The organism is Acinetobacter sp. SFB (assembly GCF_001647545.1).
Classification (GTDB): Bacteria; Pseudomonadota; Gammaproteobacteria; order Pseudomonadales; family Moraxellaceae; genus Acinetobacter.
This window is the reverse complement of the sequence record NZ_LSZH01000013.1, coordinates 336118-353313: the sequence shown is the minus strand read 5'-3', so window position 1 is coordinate 353313 and position 17196 is coordinate 336118. Positions and strand designations below refer to the sequence as shown.

Below are 17196 nucleotides of genomic sequence, written 5' to 3'. Positions count from 1 at the left end.
CTATGGCAGCTAATGGATTTATCGAATTACTTCGGCTGGCTAAACGTGGGAACAAAAACTACGTTACCACTGAAAATGAAGTAAACCGATGGTCAGGCATTGCTTTTGAGATGATGGGGCAATATTTTGTTGCCCCTTTAGGTGAAGTATCTGAAGTGATTTATCCACCTAAATATACGCCAGTTCCGAATACTCAATCGTGGGTGATGGGTCTGGCCAATATTCGTGGACGGTTACTTTCAGTGGCTGATTTGGCTCAATATGTTTCCGGGCATCGAAGTCAGTTTTCACCGACTCAAAAAGTACTGTGTATTAGTCATAATGACCATTATGTCGGTTTGGTAGTAGATCAAGTTTTGGGGATTCAACACTTTAATAAGAAAAGCTTCTTTTCTAAACACGGTGAATTAGATAGCAATTTACAAGAATATTGTCAGGGATATTTTTATCAACATAATCAACACTGGCATGTTTTTTTATTTAGTCGTTTATTGCAAAATCCAAAATACATGAATGCATCTATTAAATTTATAAACTAAATAGTCGCGCGCTGAAGAATGATGGCGAAAGTCGGGGAGAAGCTGGATGGGCTTTAAACTTAAAAAGAAAAATACAAGTGAAGGCAGCAATCGTAAGGTTGGTCATGCTTTATTGGCAAAGATTCAATCACAAACTGATCAATTAGCACGTGTATTTGGTGACAGTGAGAAGTCCAAACCCTTAATTTTGGGCGCAGCATTCTGTCTGATCGTCGCACTGTTTCTGTTGCTGTACTTATTCTACAGTGTGCCGCGTAACAATGAATTAACACGTAGTGTTGGTGATTTACGTCTTTTATCGCAAACAATTTCTCGTCAGGCAACTGATGCAACAGCCTCAGGAACTAAAGAGTCGATTGACAAGTTAATTCAGTCTCAAAAAAGCTTTGCAGACAATCTTGAAACTGTGAAAGATATTCATGCGCATACTCCAGCACTGGATGAAGTTGAAAAGCAATGGAAAACAGTATCAGATGGTATTGATTTAATCTCTTCTCAACAAAAAATCATTAACCAGCTTTATGATACCAATATTGCCATTGGTGAAACCATTCCAGGGATTCAGGCTGAATATAACTTGATGGTTGACCAAATGGCACGTCAAGATATGCCAAGTAATCAGGTCGTGATTGCGAAAAACCAGGTATTCATTGCAGAACGTATTCTTCGTTCGATTAGTTCGGTATTGACGGGTAGTGATAACTCTCGTGAGTCAGCAGACGACTTTAGTGCCGATACGGAAACCTTTGGTTCTTATCTTGTAGCACAGTTGAATGGTAGTGCTGAACTGGGTGTGGAACGTCTTTCTGACCCTGCATTACGTGAGTCATTAGAAGGCATTAAAGCGGAATATGATGATGTATTGAAATCAGCATCTGCAACCATTCTTAAAAACTCCACTCAAATTGTAAAAGTACGTCAGGCATCTTCTTCAATTTTTGCACAATCAGATGAATTGTTATCCAGCCTGAATAAATTATCTGTTGGTTCAAGTCTTGCGATTGCAATTCCTGGATTGTTCTTGATTCTTTGCTTGCTTGGTTTCTTGTTCGCTGTATTCAAATTGCTTAACTTACGTGGTCAGTCAGATAAACAGCGTGTGGCTAACCTGCAAGAAGAATATGACCGTAACCAGAACGCGATTTTGCGTTTACTGGACGAGATCGCCGACTTGGCGGACGGTGACTTGCGTTCATACGCAACGGTGTCCGAAGATTTTACCGGAGCGATTGCCGACTCGATTAACTTTGCGATTGACCAATTACGTGAGCTGGTATCGCGTATTACCGAAACGTCTCAAGAAGTTGCGCAATATACTGCCAATACGCAGGGTATTACCAATCAGCTGGCGGAAGCATCTGAACACCAAGCGCAAGAAATTGCCGGCGCATCTGCTGCGATTAATGAAATGGCCATGTCAATTGACCAGGTATCTTCAAATGCAACCGAATCTGCAGTCGTTGCAGAGCGTTCAGTTCAAATTGCGGCCAATGGTGCAGACGTTGTAAACCGTTCAATTGAAGGGATGGATACCATTCGTGAGCAGATTCAGGAAACTTCAAAACGTATTAAACGTCTGGGTGAATCTTCTCAGGAAATTGGTAACATCGTTGCCTTGATTAACGATATTGCCGACCAAACAAACATCTTGGCATTGAATGCAGCCATTCAGGCATCGATGGCAGGTGAAGCAGGTCGTGGTTTTGCCGTGGTAGCCGATGAAGTACAGCGTCTTGCGGAACGTTCAGCATCTGCAACCAAACAGATTGAAGGCTTGGTAAAAACCATTCAGACGGATACCAACGAAGCAGTTATTTCGATGGAACAAACAACTTCCGAGGTTGTTCGTGGTGCGAACTTGTCTAAAAATGCGGGTGTGGCACTGGATGAAATTCAAAACGTATCCAGCAATCTGGCGAAATTGATTGCCAACATTTCTGATGCTGCAAAACTACAGTCTGCTTCTGCAGGTCATATTGCAACCACGATGAATGTTGTACAGGAAATTACCTCACAAACCACTACAGCAACGTTTGATACTGCACGTTCAGTATCTGAATTGGCAAATATGGCCGAATCGTTACGTGAATCTGTAACTGACTTTAAATTACCTGATTAAGGTAGTACGAAAGCTTTGGGGTGATGCGCCTTACTTGAGAGTAAGGTGCATCAATAAATCACAGATAAAGCATCGACAAGATGAACTTAAGCTCAAAGTTAGGTCTCGCGTGATGGTGACAATTAAGTTTGAGCGCCCTTCTTGGTGGCAGATAAACGTAAGAAGCCTAAGCTATGAAAGAAATATTAAAAAATTTAGTTGAAACGACTACGCTTCCTGAAGATAGTTATCTTGATCAAGATGCAGAAATTTTAGAAATTTTTGTTGAAGAAATCGAGGAAATCTTCGTTGAATTAAATCCTTTATTTATCACTTGGTTTGAAAATCCCAATGACCCGGAAATCTTGACCACCATTCGCCGTCATTTCCATACGCTGAAAGGCTCTGGACGTATGGTAGGGGCAAAATCTTCCGGTGAGGTGGCCTGGGCAGTGGAAGACAGTTTAAATCGGGTCATTTCAGGTGCAATACCTTTAGATACAACGGTTCAACGTTTTGCTCAAACCGTATTCAATATTTATCAATATAAATTATACCCAATTTTTAAAACCGTTCAGCCGGCTGATATTGATTTACGTCCTTTGGTGTTGCTGGGGCAGCAAATACAGCAAAAACTAAGTTTAGAACCTGCTCTGGAAGAATTACTAAACCTTTCTACAAGTTTGATTGCTGAAGATGGTCTGACAGGTTTAGAGCTGAATGATGACGCATCCATTCAAATAGATGCTGAAATAGAAGATAATAATGATATTAAAGAAACGGTTGCTATCTTTATTGAAGAAGCGGAAGAGCATTTAGCAACCATTGATCAGTTCTTGCAGAATGAGAACGAAAATAGACAGGATTATAATGGCTTAATTCGCGCCTTACATACCTTGCGTGGCAGCTCATCCATGGCTCAAATCGAGCAGATTTTTGAAGCCAGTACCAAGACAGAAAATTTATTTAAAACTTTATTACAAGAAGAAATTGTTTCGACTTCTAAGCAAACGGCTTTGCTGGTTCAGTATGCCGAATTTGTACGTGATTATTTGCATGTCCTCAGACAAGGGGAAATGCAGAAACTTGATGCGATTTATGAAACCTTTAATAATGCATGGAATAACTATGGCTTTACTTCAGCTGAAGTAGATGAGGATGTTAATCCTCAAGGTCTGGTTTCTAAACTGATCGCACTAAATATTGATTTGTTATTAGATGCAGAATTCGAATTTGAAAAACGTGCAAAAGTTGAATATCCAGAATATATACAGGCTTTAAGCGAGCAGGCTCAACAGTTATTAGATCATACCGATAATCGTGCTGCTGCTGGTATTCATCGATTTACCAATGAACTAAAGTCAAGTTATGAAGAATTGGTATTAAAGCCAGAATTACTCAATATTGATTATGCCTATGAGTTGTTTGGACAGGCGCATCAAGAATTCATTCATTTGTTTGATACCTTGGCCTCAGGGCAACGTGTCATTTTAAGCGATGAAGTTCAGAAAATATTGAGTGATCTTTCTGCCTTTGTACAGCAAGATCTTGAACAGTTTGAGAATACTGAATCTACAGTTCAAGAAATGCCTGAAGCTCAAATAAATACAGCATCTACGACGTTTGATCTTGCACAGATTTCACAAAAAATGCGCTCTGATCGTGCTCAAATGCAGGCAGCTGATGCAAACAGTGATTTCGATGCAGATTTACTGGGTATCTTTCTGGAAGAAGCCGAGGAATTGCTGGGGGGTATTGACCAGGATTTAAATACGTGGAGTAAAGATCCGGCCAATACCACTGCACTGAATAATCTAATGCGTTATTTGCATACCTTGAAAGGGGGTGCAAATATGATTCAAGCGACTCATATCGGCTTGATTTCACATGAATTAGAGTCAATCTATGAGCGTGTGATTCGTCAGCAAATTACGGTCACACCACAACTGATTAGTATCATCCGTTTAGTCCAGGATGATATTTCAGACCGAATTCAAATTATTCGTGAACAGAACATTGATTACTCTGGTGCTGAATCTATTGAGATTTTGCGTCATATTCAAGAGATTGCGCAAGGTAAGTCTGCGAGTAACGCTGCCGTTGAAACGGTTGCAGTTGAAAATATTGCAGCGGAAATCACTGCCGATGAATTAGCAGAACCAGTAGCTGATTCAGTCGCTTCAGCGGTTGAAATCCAATACGAAGTTGCTTTACAAAATGTTGAAGATCCTGAGGATAGTATTCGCTTAATTGCAGAAGAAACATTCTTGGAGGAAGCGGAAGAGATTCTAGAATCTACCGATGGTTTATTAAAACAATGGTTTGAGCAACGTAGCGATCGTAGCTTGCTGCTTCAATTACAACGTGCTGCCCACAGTCTTAAAGGTGGTGCGCGTATGGTTGAAAATGAACCTGTGGCTGCCATTTCGTATCAACTGGAAACTACTTTTGAACAGTTTGCATTCCATCATTTTAATTCAAATGCTTACGACTTATTATTACAAACCACATTTGCATGGTTAAAACACGCCATCTTTGAGCGGGATTACAGTAATTTTGATAGTCTCAAATTAAGTTTGGAGTCGATTGGATTTGTTGATGTAACCGTTCAATTACCCAATCGTGTGACCCAGTCCGATCTATTATCTGCAGCGAAAACCTTTGAATTTGTTCAAGGTGATGGTACTGAACCACCTGCAATGTTGGGTGAGTGGGACTTGAGTTCGCAACAAGATAACAGCAATGAAATGATCCGTATTTCTGCCGACTTGGTAGAGAAGATGATCGATTTGTCTGGTGAAAATTCAATTAACCGTTCGCGTATTGAAATGGACTTGGGACAACTCGGTAATACCTTGAATGAGATGGAATTGGCGATGAAGCGTTTAGCTGACCAATTACGTCGAATGGAAGGTGAGTTAGAGTCACAAATTATCGCAAAACATGGTTCTGAAAATTCACGTTATGCCGATTTTGACCCCTTAGAGATGGACCAATATTCATCTTTAAACCAGTTGTCAAAATCATTGGCAGAATCTGCATCCGACTTGGTAGACTTTAAAACAACCTTGGCTGAAAAAATCCGTGATACTGAAGGCTTGTTGTTACAACAATCCCGTATTCAGGCCGAGATTCAAGAAAGCCTGATGCGTACGCGTCTGGTGCCCTTTGATCGCCTGTTGCCACGTTTACAACGTATCGTGCGTCAAACATCATCGACCTTGAACCGTCCTGCAGAATTGATAGTTCAAAACACTGAAGGTGAATTGGACCGTACTATTCTTGAGCGTTTAGTGACGCCATTTGAACATATGCTTCGTAACGCGATTGACCATGGCTTGGAAGATACGCAATTACGACATGCAGTGCAGAAGCCGGAAGTAGGACGAATTGTCTTAAATATCAGCAGCCAAGGTACAGACGTGCTGGTATCGTTTAGTGATGATGGTAAAGGGATTGATGAAGCCAAGATTCAAGAGAAGGCTTTAAACTTAGGTTTAATTAAGGCTGATCAATTCCTCGATAAACAGGAAATCCTGCAACTGATTTTCCATCCTGGATTTAGTACGGCGAAAGAAGTTACCCAGATTTCCGGTCGTGGCGTAGGTCTGGACGTGGTTCAAAGTGAAATTAAAGCACTCGGTGGTCATGTCTCTGTAGATTCAGAGCTGGGCAAAGGAACCACCTTTACCATTCGTGTACCAACCACAGTAGCGGTGAGTGATGCCTTGATGGTGAAAGCGGGTGATCAGCAATTTGCGATTTCACTGGCACAAATTGAACGTATAGTTCGAATTGCACCGTCTACCTTAGAAGAGTATTTCAATAGTAAAGATGACTTGTTTAAAATTGATAACACCAATTACAAACTGCGTTATTTATCCGAGTTTGTTTCCAATCAACCGTTACCGCGTTTAAGTAATATTGCGCATTCTTTACCGGTACTTTTAATTAAAAGTAATAGTGGTCAAACCATTGCCTTGCTGGTCGATCAATTGATTGGTTCACGTGCACAGATTGTGGTGAAACCGATTGGTCAACAATTCACGAGTATCGGTGTGGTTGCTGGGGCAACCATTTTAGGTGATGGTCAAGTCTGCCTAATTCTGGATGGTCAAAACATTGCGCGACAAATTCAAGCCACACAGCGCATTAAACATGTATCAGATCAGCGTGATCTGTCCCGTCATAATAATGCACGTCGTTTAATCATGATTGTGGATGACTCGGTGACTGTACGTAAGGTGACATCGCGTTTACTTGAACGTCAGGGTTATGACATCGTGACAGCAAAAGATGGTGTCGATGCGATGGAACAACTGGAAAATGTCAAACCAGACTTAATGTTACTGGATATTGAAATGCCGCGCATGGATGGTTTTGAAGTCACCAATCTGGTTCGTCACCATGAAGTACATCGAGATTTACCAATTATCATGATTACTTCAAGAACAGGTGAGAAGCATCGTGAGCGAGCATTCAGCTTGGGTGTCAGCCACTATATGGGTAAACCGTTCCAGGAAGCGGAATTGGTAAGCAATGTTGAAAACTTGTTAGAGACCAGTCAGGGGTAAATAAATGAGCCAAAATAGTGTTTCAAACTCTACTGTGAATCAAATGACACAACAAGAGTTGCATCACCTTATTACCGTATCGACTGGGTTTATCGATGCATACCTTATCGATTGTTACGGTAAAGAAGCGATGGTGTTACCACAAAATATTGTCTTGTCCGCACTGGATAGTGCCACGCAAGTTCCATTTGTGGAATGGCATGAACTCAAGCTACCTGTCTATGCGGTGAATCATCCCGAACAAAAAACAGGCGTGGCTTTGGTGATTGAGGGCGATGATGTCAGTCAGCGTTTTGCCCTGATGTGTAATGAGATGCCAAAAACCATTCGTCTACGTATTTCTGAAGTGGTCGATGAAGAACAGGCTTTAACTGATCCGGCTGTATTCCAATATGTACGCATGGCCGATCAAGTATTTCATATTCCTAATCTGGCCCACATTCAATCCTCTTTGGGATTGTGATTTTAACGGTTAGCTTGAGTATTGAGTCATAAAAAAAGGAACTTGAATAAGTTCCTTTTTTTATTTATTAAAGTTTTAGTTAGCCAATAAGTCTTCTAAAATCTGTTCATAAATTTCAGCAAGCGGCTCTAAATCGGCCACGTTTACATGTTCGTTAATTTGATGAATAGTGGCATTTAAAACCCCTAACTCTAGTACTTGTGCACCGGTAGGAGCAATAAAGCGACCATCTGAAGTGCCACCACTGGTAGATAGCTCAGTTTCAATACCGGTCACATTGCGAATCGCATTTTTGGCAGCATTGACCAGTTCACCGACTGGAGTCAGGAACGGTAAGCCTGAAAGCGTCCATGAAATGTCATAGTCGACATTGTGGCGATCCAGAATTTCTAAGGTACGTGCTTTAAGTTCATCTGCCGTGACTTCGGTTGAATAGCGGAAGTTAAACAGCAAATTCATTGTGCCGGGCACAACATTGGTGGCACCGGTACCAGCATTGATATTTGAAATTTGAAAAGATGTTGCAGGGAAGTATTCGTTGCCATTGTCCCAAACGGTATCGCACAGTTCAGCCAATGCTTTAGAGGCGGTATGAATGGGGTTAATCGCAAGGTGAGGGTAGGCCACATGTCCCTGTTTGCCTTTCACGGTTAAATTGGCATTTAACGATCCACGACGACCATTTTTAATAATATCACCCAGTTGATTGGTGCTTGATGGCTCGCCCACCAGACACCAGGTCATTTTCTCATTACGTGCTTCTAAAGTTTCTACGACTTTTACAGTGCCGTTAATTGATGGACCTTCTTCATCAGAAGTAATCAGGAATGCAATCGAGCCTTTATGATCTGGATGTTTTGCAATGAAGCGTTCAGATGCCACCACCATGGCTGCAAGTGCCGTTTTCATGTCTGCACTACCACGACCGTAGAGCTTGCCATCACGAATTTCCGGTACAAACGGATTGGAATTCCAGTCATCTAAACTGCCTGTGGGAACCACATCGGTATGACCTGCAAAACATAACACCGGCGCTTCAGTACCTTTACGTGCCCATAAATTATCGACGTCTTCAAAACGCATTGCTTCAATGTTGAAGCCAATTTTTTCTAAACGATCCGCCATAATGTTTTGGCAGCTATGATCGATTGGTGTTACAGAAGGCTGACGTAACAGTTGCAGGCTTAAATCTAGGGTAGCGGAAGAGGTCATGCGATTTTCATCAGTCGATAAATTTGTCAGCACTATAATAGGCGAATATGCCCTTGAATGTGAATGACTGGCCTAAAATTGCCATAAAAAAACCCTATCTAGGATAGGGTTTCATGTGAACTCAAGACGAATTAGTTTTTACGAATTTCGTCAGAAGTTTTTTCAGCAGTATTGGTTACAGCATCTCCAGCTTTGGATACATCTTTACCCACGCCTTTAAATGTATTACAACCAGTTAAAACAAATGCCATAATAAGGGACGTCGCTAGAATTTTTTTCATCATCATCTCCAAGTAATTCATTATTTTGATGTGAGTTTAGGGTAAATAATACCTGAGGTAAAAAATATGAGTTTTTGATGGTAGAAAAGTAACCAATTGTTATAAAGATAGACTTTTCTCATAAAGTTGATGATTAGAATTCTGAAAAAGTAGTGGTGCAGGTCTGAACATATAGAAATTAGGCTTATCTTTTTGCAGATACAAACCATTGATCCACCAGTGCGCAGTTTCACTACTGAGATGAGAGGCCGGACAGATCCACTCTTGTCGTTGCAAACGATAAAAATGTGCATTTTGATGAGGAAGATGACTTCCCCAAGAACCTAATCTCCGTTTGAGATTAACCCAGGTTGGAATGACTTGCTGCCTAGGGCAAACAGGAAGATAGAGCTGACCTTTTAACACGGCAAAACGACGCTCAATCTGGTGTCCTAAAGCATCTTCAAATTGAAATTGTTTTTGGCTAAAGTGATTTAATTTTCGAACCAAAGTATCGCTACGGTTTAAGCCATACCAACACGCCAAAGAATAATCCCGTTCAGCCAAATAATATTTTAAAGCGACTTCCCAATGTTCAATTTTATTGCTTTCGGTATTCAGCAATAGAAAATCAAGTTCCCCCAAGGTTATGGAACCCGCGATTTTTTGAATGCTGTGACCGAGTAATTGATAGGAGTGATAGTTTTGATCGAGCAGCCAAAACCAGATAAACATTTCAAAGCGCAGACCTAAACGGGTACTTTTAAGCTGTTGTAAAAATATTTCTAGTTCTTGAGGATGTTGATCTAAATAAAGCAGTCTTGAGCGATAATTCTGAAAATGCCTTGCCCAGGTTTTGTTGGCATGTAATTGAAAGGAATGTTTCAATACCAGTTCTGGTGGAATAGCAGCTAAAATATTGGGACTGGCTACACAGAATGCCAGTTGTCGAACCAGTAAATTTTTAAATTGAAGCCAAGGTTCATCAAGATCAGAAGCTTGATTTAAAGCAAACATAGAAACACCCAGCGCAAAGTTAAAAAGTGCAGAATTACAACGGATAATGGCTAAAAACACTTTATACTACCGCAATTAGTCGTGTAGGGCAGTGCTATGAAGATGTTGTTTTGGCGGAGTTTGGTGATGATTTTCCTCATCCTGGGCTTTATCGGAGCACTTTTACCGGGTATGCCAACAACAGTATTTCTTATTCTCGCTGCATGGTCAGCCTCAAAAGGTTGGCCGCAAATGGATGCATGGTTACTCAATCATCCTAAATATGGTCCAACATTGCGATCTTGGCGTGAAAAAGGAACTGTGCCGCGTAAAGCAAAATGGTTGGCCAGTATCATGATGCTGTTCAGCGCTATCATCATGCTGTTTACCAATGCGCCGTTGTTGGTCAAAGTATTTACCGATTTGACCATGCTTTCGGTTTCCATTTGGCTGTGGCTACGTCCTGAACCTTCCAATGAAAAGATCAAAGAAGCAGAGTAATACCCGTCATGTCATATTCTTTAGAACAGGCAGATGTCTGGATTGATTTAGCTGGACAAACTTTAAGCTTGCCAAAACATAATAAGTTTTATGTGATTTCTTCAGCTAAGAACGGTATTGGTGAGCAGGAAAACTCAGGCAAGACACCGCGAGGCTGGCACAAGGTCGCGCTTAAATTTGGTCATGCTGCCCCTAAAAATGCAGTTTTCAAAGCGCGACAGGAAACCGGTGAAGTCTATGATGAAGCATTGGCGACCCAATTCCCTGAACGGGATTGGATCCTATCCCGTATTCTCTGGTTAAGCGGTTTGCAAGAGAACTTTAATCAGGGGGAGGGCTGTGACACATTTAAGCGTTACATCTATATTCATGGCACCCCAGACACTGAACCGATGGGTATCCCGATGTCACATGGTTGTATCCGGATGCGCAATGAAGATGTGATTGAATTGTTCGAACTTATTCCTGAGCAAGCATTGGTCTTTATTTCAGAACATGGTTTGAATTTAATTGACTGTAAAATCCGCACAAATATCTAAAGCAACAGCTTAAAAGATGAAAAGTGACAACTCCGCTATGTATGTCGATGGAAAAATAGCATTATTTCCCGATTGTTCAAAAAGCTTGAGCGTTTTTGAGTCAAAACTAAAGTATGAATGTATAAAATTTTGCAGAAAATTCTAAATAAATCACAGAAATTGTTTGTTTTTATAGCGATTAACCTATTTTTTAATCACTCAAACGTAAAATAGCAAAAACAGGCAGAAAAGCGTTTGACAGGCTGTATAGATTCTCTATAATGCACCACACAAACGATGAAGTCGTAAAGGGCGCTTAGCTCAGTTGGTAGAGCGTCTGCCTTACAAGCAGAATGTCGGCGGTTCGATCCCGTCAGCGCCCACCAAGCCTTTACGTTAAATGTTTTAAGTGCAGCGGTAGTTCAGTTGGTTAGAATATCGGCCTGTCACGCCGAGGGTCGCGGGTTCGAGTCCCGTCCGCTGCGCCACTTAATTCAGATAACAAGTTGTTTGTACTTTAATAGCGATATTATGTAAGTGCAGCGGTAGTTCAGTTGGTTAGAATATCGGCCTGTCACGCCGAGGGTCGCGGGTTCGAGTCCCGTCCGCTGCGCCATTTACATGATAGACCTCTTAAGGGCGCTTAGCTCAGTTGGTAGAGCGTCTGCCTTACAAGCAGAATGTCGGCGGTTCGATCCCGTCAGCGCCCACCAGATTTTTTGCGATGCAGCGGTAGTTCAGTTGGTTAGAATACCGGCCTGTCACGCCGGGGGTCGCGGGTTCGAGTCCCGTCCGCTGCGCCATCCTTAAAATCGAAAATGCAACACCCGTTAAGGGCGCTTAGCTCAGTTGGTAGAGCGTCTGCCTTACAAGCAGAATGTCGGCGGTTCGATCCCGTCAGCGCCCACCATATCTTCGGATATGAAACTTATTTATAAGTTTGCCGTGCAGCGGTAGTTCAGTTGGTTAGAATATCGGCCTGTCACGCCGAGGGTCGCGGGTTCGAGTCCCGTCCGCTGCGCCATTTTCTAGATTCCTTGTGCTAGATTGTGGTTACATCCAGCAAGATTTCTTTCTTGCGTCATAAAAATGGCCATGCTGTTTTTATTCCTCAAGGGCGCTTAGCTCAGTTGGTAGAGCGTCTGCCTTACAAGCAGAATGTCGGCGGTTCGATCCCGTCAGCGCCCACCATATATTCTCCTTGCTCAAATCATGTTTTTTTCATAGAATCTCAAGACTATAATAATTTTAAATATTGAAAAACCATGAGAAATCCCTATCAACGCAAAGCTGCGTCAAAAAATCAAAATAATACCTATAATGCTCAAGACATTTATAAACAATTCATTGAAACAATCGTTGCTCAAGGTTCAGTTAGTGCTTTATATGATGACGGCTGGGCTTTATGCGCTACCCCTACAGGTCAGCGTGCATTTGCAGTTTGGCAACATAAAAGTCTGGCAAAGTTGCTGATTAAGGATAATTGGAAAAATTATCAGATTCAGGAAATTTCACTCAAAGACTTTATTGAAAAAGTCATCCCTTTCTTACGTCAGGAAAATACTTGTGTTTCGATGGATTTAACCCCTGAAGGACAGAATGTATTGGTTGCTCCTGAAAAATTATTATTAGATATGAAGAATTATCTGTATCAGATTTATTTGCAAAAACCAGAATTATTTAGAGATACCAAGTTGCCTATGCCACGCAGCATTCGTTTGAACTGATTTTAGTATTCTTGCAATAACCAGCCACTAAGAAAAGCAAAGTATTCCCGTAACCACGAGTTGTAGCGAATATACACAGGTGTTGGTGCACTTATAGTCAGAATCTGTTGATAGCCTTGATGTTTGGCTATGGCTTTGGCGCGTAAAATATGAAAGTCACTGGTCGCAATGACAATTGGCTCATTCAGATTAATGTGATGTGCTCTAAGCAGAGGTTGCACATTGCGTAGGTTTTCTTGGGTACTGGTACTTTGATCTTCTAATAAAATGCGAGCTGGCTCAATCTGATGCTGTTTTTGCATATATTCAGACATCACTTCTGCTTCAGTCATCTGTTCCTTAAACCCTAAACCTCCACTCATCACCATGATCGTTTGAGGATAGTGCTTAACATATGTTGCGGCGACATCTAAACGTTGTTTTAAAGTTGGAGACGGTTGCCCATTTTCTATGCCACTACCGAGTACAATAATTGCGGCTGCGGGTTGTGCTGTCGTGTTCTGCTGAATCGTATATTGCAGATAAACGAAAAAAATTAACAATGTGCCAAGCCACAGAAAGAATCCTGTCCAGGCGTAACGCCATAAAGTCTGGCGTAATTTACTGACTTGGATCACTTTTTGAATCCACTTAAAATATAGGGCATACAGGATGAATCCCATACCGATAATCAACGGAAGAATAATGCCTAAATGACTTTTATCGAGTGAAAGTAACCATAAGCCATCCAGTGCCAAGAAACTGCCTATGATCAAACTGAAGCTACGTTTTAGAAGGTCTGACATACGCTGGCTCTGGGTGATTGTTGTTGTTAGTTTAAACAAATTGGATGCTTAAAGCATAAAAAACCGAGCGCTAAGCCTCGGTTTTTTATCGGCTTTAATTATTTAGTAAACGTCACGACGGTAACGACCTTCGTGACGAAGCTGATCGACGGTTCCTTCACCCAGAATATCAATCAGTGCTTGATCAACATCACTGGCCATACCATTGATACTACCGCACACATAGATTACCGCACCATGATCCACCCAGACTTTAAGTTCTTGGGCTTGCTCACGTAGTTTATGATGTACATAAACTTTTTCTTCTTGATCACGTGAGAAGGCTAAGTCGAGGCGTTGTAACATGCCTGTGGTTTGCCAAGCTTCAATTGTGCTTTGATAAAAGAAGTCATGCTCACGTTGACGTTCACCAAAAATCAGCCAGTTTTGGCTGTAATTTTGACGTGTACGCGCATGTAATAAACTCATTAAGCCGGCAAGACCAGTACCGTTACCAATGCAAATTATCGGACGATTGTCATCAATCAGATGGAAGGATTCATTGGTGCGAATACGCAGTGCAATTTCACTATTTATTGCGGCATGCTGAGTCAGCCAGCCTGAACCTAGGCCCAATTGCCCTTGAGCATCCGATTGTTGACGCACGACTAGGCGCAGCACTTGTTGTGATGGAATACTGGCAATGGAATATTCACGCGAAGGCAGGGGATTCAGTTGTTCCAGTAAATGCTCCATATTGGCAAAAGGTTCAACATCTGCGGTTAAATCTCTATCCCATAGTGCTTGCTCAATACTTACTTGTAATGAATCCACTTGAGTCTGTGCCGAGATCTGATATTTTTGCATAAACTGGACAATACGTTCAGGACTATTACCCGGCTGAATCTCTGCAATATCAACGGCTTGCCAAATCACTTCATGGGTCGGCTTCAATTCGATATTAAATGCAGGTGCACCTATGCTGTTTGGATTGAGCAGATCACGTTTACTTAATATCCAGCTATCGAATGTTTTTTCGATATTCATGGCTTGCAATTCAAGTTTGGTTACTTTGGCTAAAGCGCTGTTCCATGCCTGAATTTGCTGATTGTTGGCATTATCCACCTCAATGGTGGCAAACAATTGCTGTGCCCCATTTCGCTTTAACCATGCATCAATTTCATGCCCGAAGCTACAGAAAGTCTCTGGATATTCGCGAGAGCCCAAGGCTAACACCGCATAGTGTAGATGGCTTAAATCCACTTGTGATGAAAGTATCTTTTTGGCAAAACCTGAAGCTAAATCTGGTGCTTCACCTGTGCCGTACGTGCTGGCGACAAATAAGACCTGTTCAGTATTTTTTAAATCATCCAGACTTAAATGTTGTACGGATTTCACTGTTACAGGTTGCCGAGCTTCTTGTAAGCTAGTCGCAGTACGCCAAGCCAGTTGTTCAGAAATGCCGGTTTGGGTGGCATAGGCAATCAGCCAAGGTTTAGCATTTGGGTCAATAGTGACAGCAGTCAAGCTATTACGTGCTGCTTGAGTCAGTTTCTTTTGTTTGCGGCGTTTAAGATACAGCATCCAGCCGGTGACAAAGAACAAGGGCATAGACAGAGCGGCCAGCATGGCCATAAATTGATAGACGGGACCAAAGAAACTACCCCGGTGAACCGGCAACATACTGCTCATGATTTTTTCATTTAACTTTTTATCTTCATAAATTTCCATGCTTTGAATGGATGAAGTTTTATAGTCGAATGTGGCTTTATTACGCGCACGTTCATGTTGCGGAACAGCATCAACGAAACTCAGTTCAACTTCGCCATTGGCTTTTTTCGGCACGTTGAGGGTCAGGCTTGAATAATCACGACCGACTTGGGCATTAAAGCCTGCCCATGTCCGGGTTAATGCAAGATTGATTTGTTCTGGATTTAGACTCGGCTTATCGCGACCTTCAGCACGAGGACCTTGTTCAGGAGCTTCTCGACCTTTCTCACCTGATTGTGCACGTGCAGTACCACCACGTTCTTCACTGTCCCTTGGGGTATTTCCACCACCTTCACTGCGGCCTTCACCAGCACTACGCTGTGGAGCTTCACCTTTTGATTCTTTTTGCTGTTCCACACCCATCACGGTATACAGACCGCTACGCCACCAGCCATAAGACCAGGTTAAGCCGGTACACGCGATGATCAGGAAGAAAATAACCACCCAAGTTCCCACAACGGCATGCAAGTCCCACAGGAAATTACGACCTTTGAGTTGCGGTTTAATCATGAGCCATTGTTTGAAAGAGTGTTTTTTAGGCCAACGCAGGTATAAACCACTGAAGATGAAGATCAGCAGCATCAGGGTACATGCGCCAGTAATCTGCTTACCTACCGGTCCAATGGTTAAGTTGCGATGCAACTGTTGAACAAACTGGAAGAACTCTCGCCCTTTGATTTCTGGCAAAACCTCGGCAGTGTAGGGGTTAATCATCATGCTATAACCCTTACGTGCACCTTCTTTGACAATATTGATACTGGAAGATGCAGTCGGGTCTTTGGCCACAGTGATGCTATTAATTTTCATCTCTGGATCAGCTTTATTGAAATACTGATACAGTTCTGCAGGTGTTAACTTGTCCCGATTTTCAGCTTGTACGGTATAGCTATCTGGATTCAGCCATTTTTGAATCGGTTGTTCATATGAGTAAATGGCACCGGTAACCCCCATAATCGAGAGGATTAAGCCAGCGGTAATCCCGAGGAACCAGTGGATCTGAAAAAAGATTTTTTTTAACATAGCTGAAAAAGCTGCGGGAGGTGGACGATATTAGCGCGAATTATAACTGAACTTTTAGAAGATGATAAGGATTTTGCAGGTAATATTTATTCTCATTCTCATTTATGATTATTTTAATTAAAAAACCCCCAAGAATTTGGAGGTTTTTAGTTAAATCGTTTTGATTAAAACAGAGCTTAGACCTGTTTCGCTTCGCCCACTGTTTCTTTTAAATGCTTGCGGATGGTATTGAATGAAAAATTCTTTGAATCCATGCGTTTTGGCAAAATATAAGCACCTTGCTGACCTTTAACCTTGAAATTAATCAACATAAAGTCAGGCGTGTTATACCATTCATAAATATCTTTCCAGCCAATTGCACCCATACCTTCCTGCGCACCCATTTTTTGACGCATGATCAGCCCGTGGGGTTGTACACCTAAACGAATGCCCTTAATTTCTTGCACTGGGAATTCATTCATTTTACGTTTCACATACCATTCCAGTCCGAATTTACGGATGAGGAAGTACGCCACGACGCAGACTAATGCAACCCAACAAAAAATAGTCGAATAGTTCTTTAACAGGATAATACCAACAATAGATAGCGCAGCCACAACCGCCATAATTATCCAAGTCTTGGTGCCAATTTTGTTGGTACTACGCCAAATAGCAAGTTGAGCTTGTCGTTGTTCAGCCTCTGAAATTTCATAGTTCACAGGCTGTAGGGTATAAGCGTATAAATTTTTCGCGGTCATAATGAATTAACAAATCT

Annotated in this window: 13 protein-coding genes and 8 tRNA genes; 15 read left to right on the top strand and 6 right to left on the bottom strand. The window is 41.8% G+C overall.

The features are described from left to right. Positions 1-2 precede the first annotated feature (2 nt). From AY606_RS11105 to AY606_RS11090, 4 genes are all read left to right on the top strand, one after another. Complete coding sequence (locus tag AY606_RS11105) at positions 3-539, top strand: chemotaxis protein CheW (protein WP_067868338.1); 537 nt, start codon at positions 3-5, stop codon at positions 537-539. 46 nt (positions 540-585) lie between these two features. Continuing rightward, positions 586-2658 (top strand): methyl-accepting chemotaxis protein, encoded by a 2073-nt coding sequence (locus AY606_RS11100; protein ID WP_067868335.1) that lies wholly within the window; start codon positions 586-588, stop codon positions 2656-2658. Positions 2659-2831: 173 nt separating this feature from the next. Further along, the gene (locus tag AY606_RS11095; RefSeq protein ID WP_067868332.1) at positions 2832-7211 is read left to right on the top strand and encodes a hybrid sensor histidine kinase/response regulator; all 4380 of its coding nucleotides are present in this window, start codon (positions 2832-2834) and stop codon (positions 7209-7211) included. A gap of 4 nt (positions 7212-7215) precedes the next feature. Further along, a complete protein-coding gene (locus AY606_RS11090; RefSeq protein ID WP_067868329.1) occupies positions 7216-7674 on the top strand; it encodes a hypothetical protein in 459 nt (152 codons plus the stop codon). 75 nt (positions 7675-7749) lie between these two features. On the opposite strand, the gene dapE is transcribed toward AY606_RS11090, so the two are convergent. The 3 genes from dapE to AY606_RS11075 form a co-directional block, all read right to left on the bottom strand. Further along, positions 7750-8886, bottom strand: a complete 1137-nt coding sequence (gene dapE, locus AY606_RS11085; RefSeq protein ID WP_067868326.1) for a succinyl-diaminopimelate desuccinylase — start codon at positions 8884-8886, stop codon at positions 7750-7752. Between the two features lie 131 nt (positions 8887-9017). Continuing rightward, positions 9018-9167, bottom strand: a complete 150-nt coding sequence (locus AY606_RS11080) for an entericidin A/B family lipoprotein (RefSeq protein WP_067868324.1) — start codon at positions 9165-9167, stop codon at positions 9018-9020. A gap of 99 nt (positions 9168-9266) precedes the next feature. Then, on the bottom strand, positions 9267-10163 hold the full coding sequence (locus AY606_RS11075) for a DUF1853 family protein (protein ID WP_067868435.1): 897 nt from the start codon (positions 10161-10163) through the stop codon (positions 9267-9269). Positions 10164-10259: 96 nt separating this feature from the next. On the opposite strand from AY606_RS11075, the gene AY606_RS11070 reads away from it, so the two are divergent. The 11 genes from AY606_RS11070 to AY606_RS11020 all read left to right on the top strand — a co-directional run bounded on the left by AY606_RS11070 (position 10260) and on the right by AY606_RS11020 (position 12888). Next, positions 10260-10643, top strand: coding sequence for a YbaN family protein (locus AY606_RS11070; RefSeq protein WP_067868321.1), 384 nt, complete (start codon positions 10260-10262; stop codon positions 10641-10643). An 8-nt stretch (positions 10644-10651) separates the two neighbouring features. Then, a complete protein-coding gene (gene elsL, locus AY606_RS11065) occupies positions 10652-11182 on the top strand; it encodes a cell wall-recycling L,D-carboxypeptidase ElsL (RefSeq protein WP_067868319.1) in 531 nt (176 codons plus the stop codon). A 289-nt stretch (positions 11183-11471) separates the two neighbouring features. Further along, positions 11472-11547: transfer RNA gene (locus tag AY606_RS11060), tRNA-Val, on the top strand. Between the two features lie 25 nt (positions 11548-11572). After that, a tRNA-Asp gene (locus AY606_RS11055) sits at positions 11573-11649 on the top strand. Between the two features lie 51 nt (positions 11650-11700). Then, positions 11701-11777, top strand: a tRNA-Asp gene (locus AY606_RS11050). Positions 11778-11798: 21 nt separating this feature from the next. Further along, a tRNA-Val gene (locus AY606_RS11045) sits at positions 11799-11874 on the top strand. A 13-nt stretch (positions 11875-11887) separates the two neighbouring features. Continuing rightward, positions 11888-11964: transfer RNA gene (locus AY606_RS11040), tRNA-Asp, on the top strand. A 31-nt stretch (positions 11965-11995) separates the two neighbouring features. Beyond that, a tRNA-Val gene (locus tag AY606_RS11035) sits at positions 11996-12071 on the top strand. A gap of 37 nt (positions 12072-12108) precedes the next feature. Then, positions 12109-12185, top strand: a tRNA-Asp gene (locus AY606_RS11030). Positions 12186-12276: 91 nt separating this feature from the next. Then, a tRNA-Val gene (locus AY606_RS11025) sits at positions 12277-12352 on the top strand. 74 nt (positions 12353-12426) lie between these two features. Further along, complete coding sequence (locus AY606_RS11020; protein ID WP_067868316.1) at positions 12427-12888, top strand: DUF2750 domain-containing protein; 462 nt, start codon at positions 12427-12429, stop codon at positions 12886-12888. A 2-nt stretch (positions 12889-12890) separates the two neighbouring features. On the opposite strand, the gene AY606_RS11015 is transcribed toward AY606_RS11020, so the two are convergent. The 3 genes from AY606_RS11015 to AY606_RS11005 form a co-directional block, all read right to left on the bottom strand. Continuing rightward, positions 12891-13673, bottom strand: coding sequence for a YdcF family protein (locus AY606_RS11015; RefSeq protein ID WP_067868313.1), 783 nt, complete (start codon positions 13671-13673; stop codon positions 12891-12893). Between the two features lie 102 nt (positions 13674-13775). Further along, entirely contained in the window at positions 13776-16442 is a 2667-nt protein-coding gene (locus AY606_RS11010) for a PepSY domain-containing protein (RefSeq protein ID WP_067868310.1), read from the bottom strand. A 176-nt stretch (positions 16443-16618) separates the two neighbouring features. After that, on the bottom strand, positions 16619-17179 hold the full coding sequence (locus AY606_RS11005) for a YcxB family protein (protein WP_067868307.1): 561 nt from the start codon (positions 17177-17179) through the stop codon (positions 16619-16621). Between the last annotated feature and the right edge of the window lie 17 nt (positions 17180-17196).

Bases quoted from the DNA above. Each gene is read 5' to 3' on its own strand.
- AY606_RS11070 (WP_067868321.1), top strand. From the start codon at position 10,260: ATGAAGATGTTGTTTTGGCGGAGTTTGGTGATGATTTTCCTCATCCTG.
- AY606_RS11090 (WP_067868329.1), top strand. From the start codon at position 7,216: ATGAGCCAAAATAGTGTTTCAAACTCTACTGTGAATCAAATGACACAA.
- AY606_RS11015 (WP_067868313.1), bottom strand. From the start codon at position 13,673: ATGTCAGACCTTCTAAAACGTAGCTTCAGTTTGATCATAGGCAGTTTC.
- elsL (WP_067868319.1), top strand. From the start codon at position 10,652: ATGTCATATTCTTTAGAACAGGCAGATGTCTGGATTGATTTAGCTGGA.
- AY606_RS11010 (WP_067868310.1), bottom strand. From the start codon at position 16,442: ATGTTAAAAAAAATCTTTTTTCAGATCCACTGGTTCCTCGGGATTACC.
- dapE (WP_067868326.1), bottom strand. From the start codon at position 8,886: ATGACCTCTTCCGCTACCCTAGATTTAAGCCTGCAACTGTTACGTCAG.
- AY606_RS11105 (WP_067868338.1), top strand. From the start codon at position 3: ATGGCAGCTAATGGATTTATCGAATTACTTCGGCTGGCTAAACGTGGG.
- AY606_RS11080 (WP_067868324.1), bottom strand. From the start codon at position 9,167: ATGAAAAAAATTCTAGCGACGTCCCTTATTATGGCATTTGTTTTAACT.
- AY606_RS11020 (WP_067868316.1), top strand. From the start codon at position 12,427: ATGAGAAATCCCTATCAACGCAAAGCTGCGTCAAAAAATCAAAATAAT.
- AY606_RS11075 (WP_067868435.1), bottom strand. From the start codon at position 10,163: ATGTTTGCTTTAAATCAAGCTTCTGATCTTGATGAACCTTGGCTTCAA.
- AY606_RS11100 (WP_067868335.1), top strand. From the start codon at position 586: ATGGGCTTTAAACTTAAAAAGAAAAATACAAGTGAAGGCAGCAATCGT.
- AY606_RS11095 (WP_067868332.1), top strand. From the start codon at position 2,832: ATGAAAGAAATATTAAAAAATTTAGTTGAAACGACTACGCTTCCTGAA.
- AY606_RS11005 (WP_067868307.1), bottom strand. From the start codon at position 17,179: ATGACCGCGAAAAATTTATACGCTTATACCCTACAGCCTGTGAACTAT.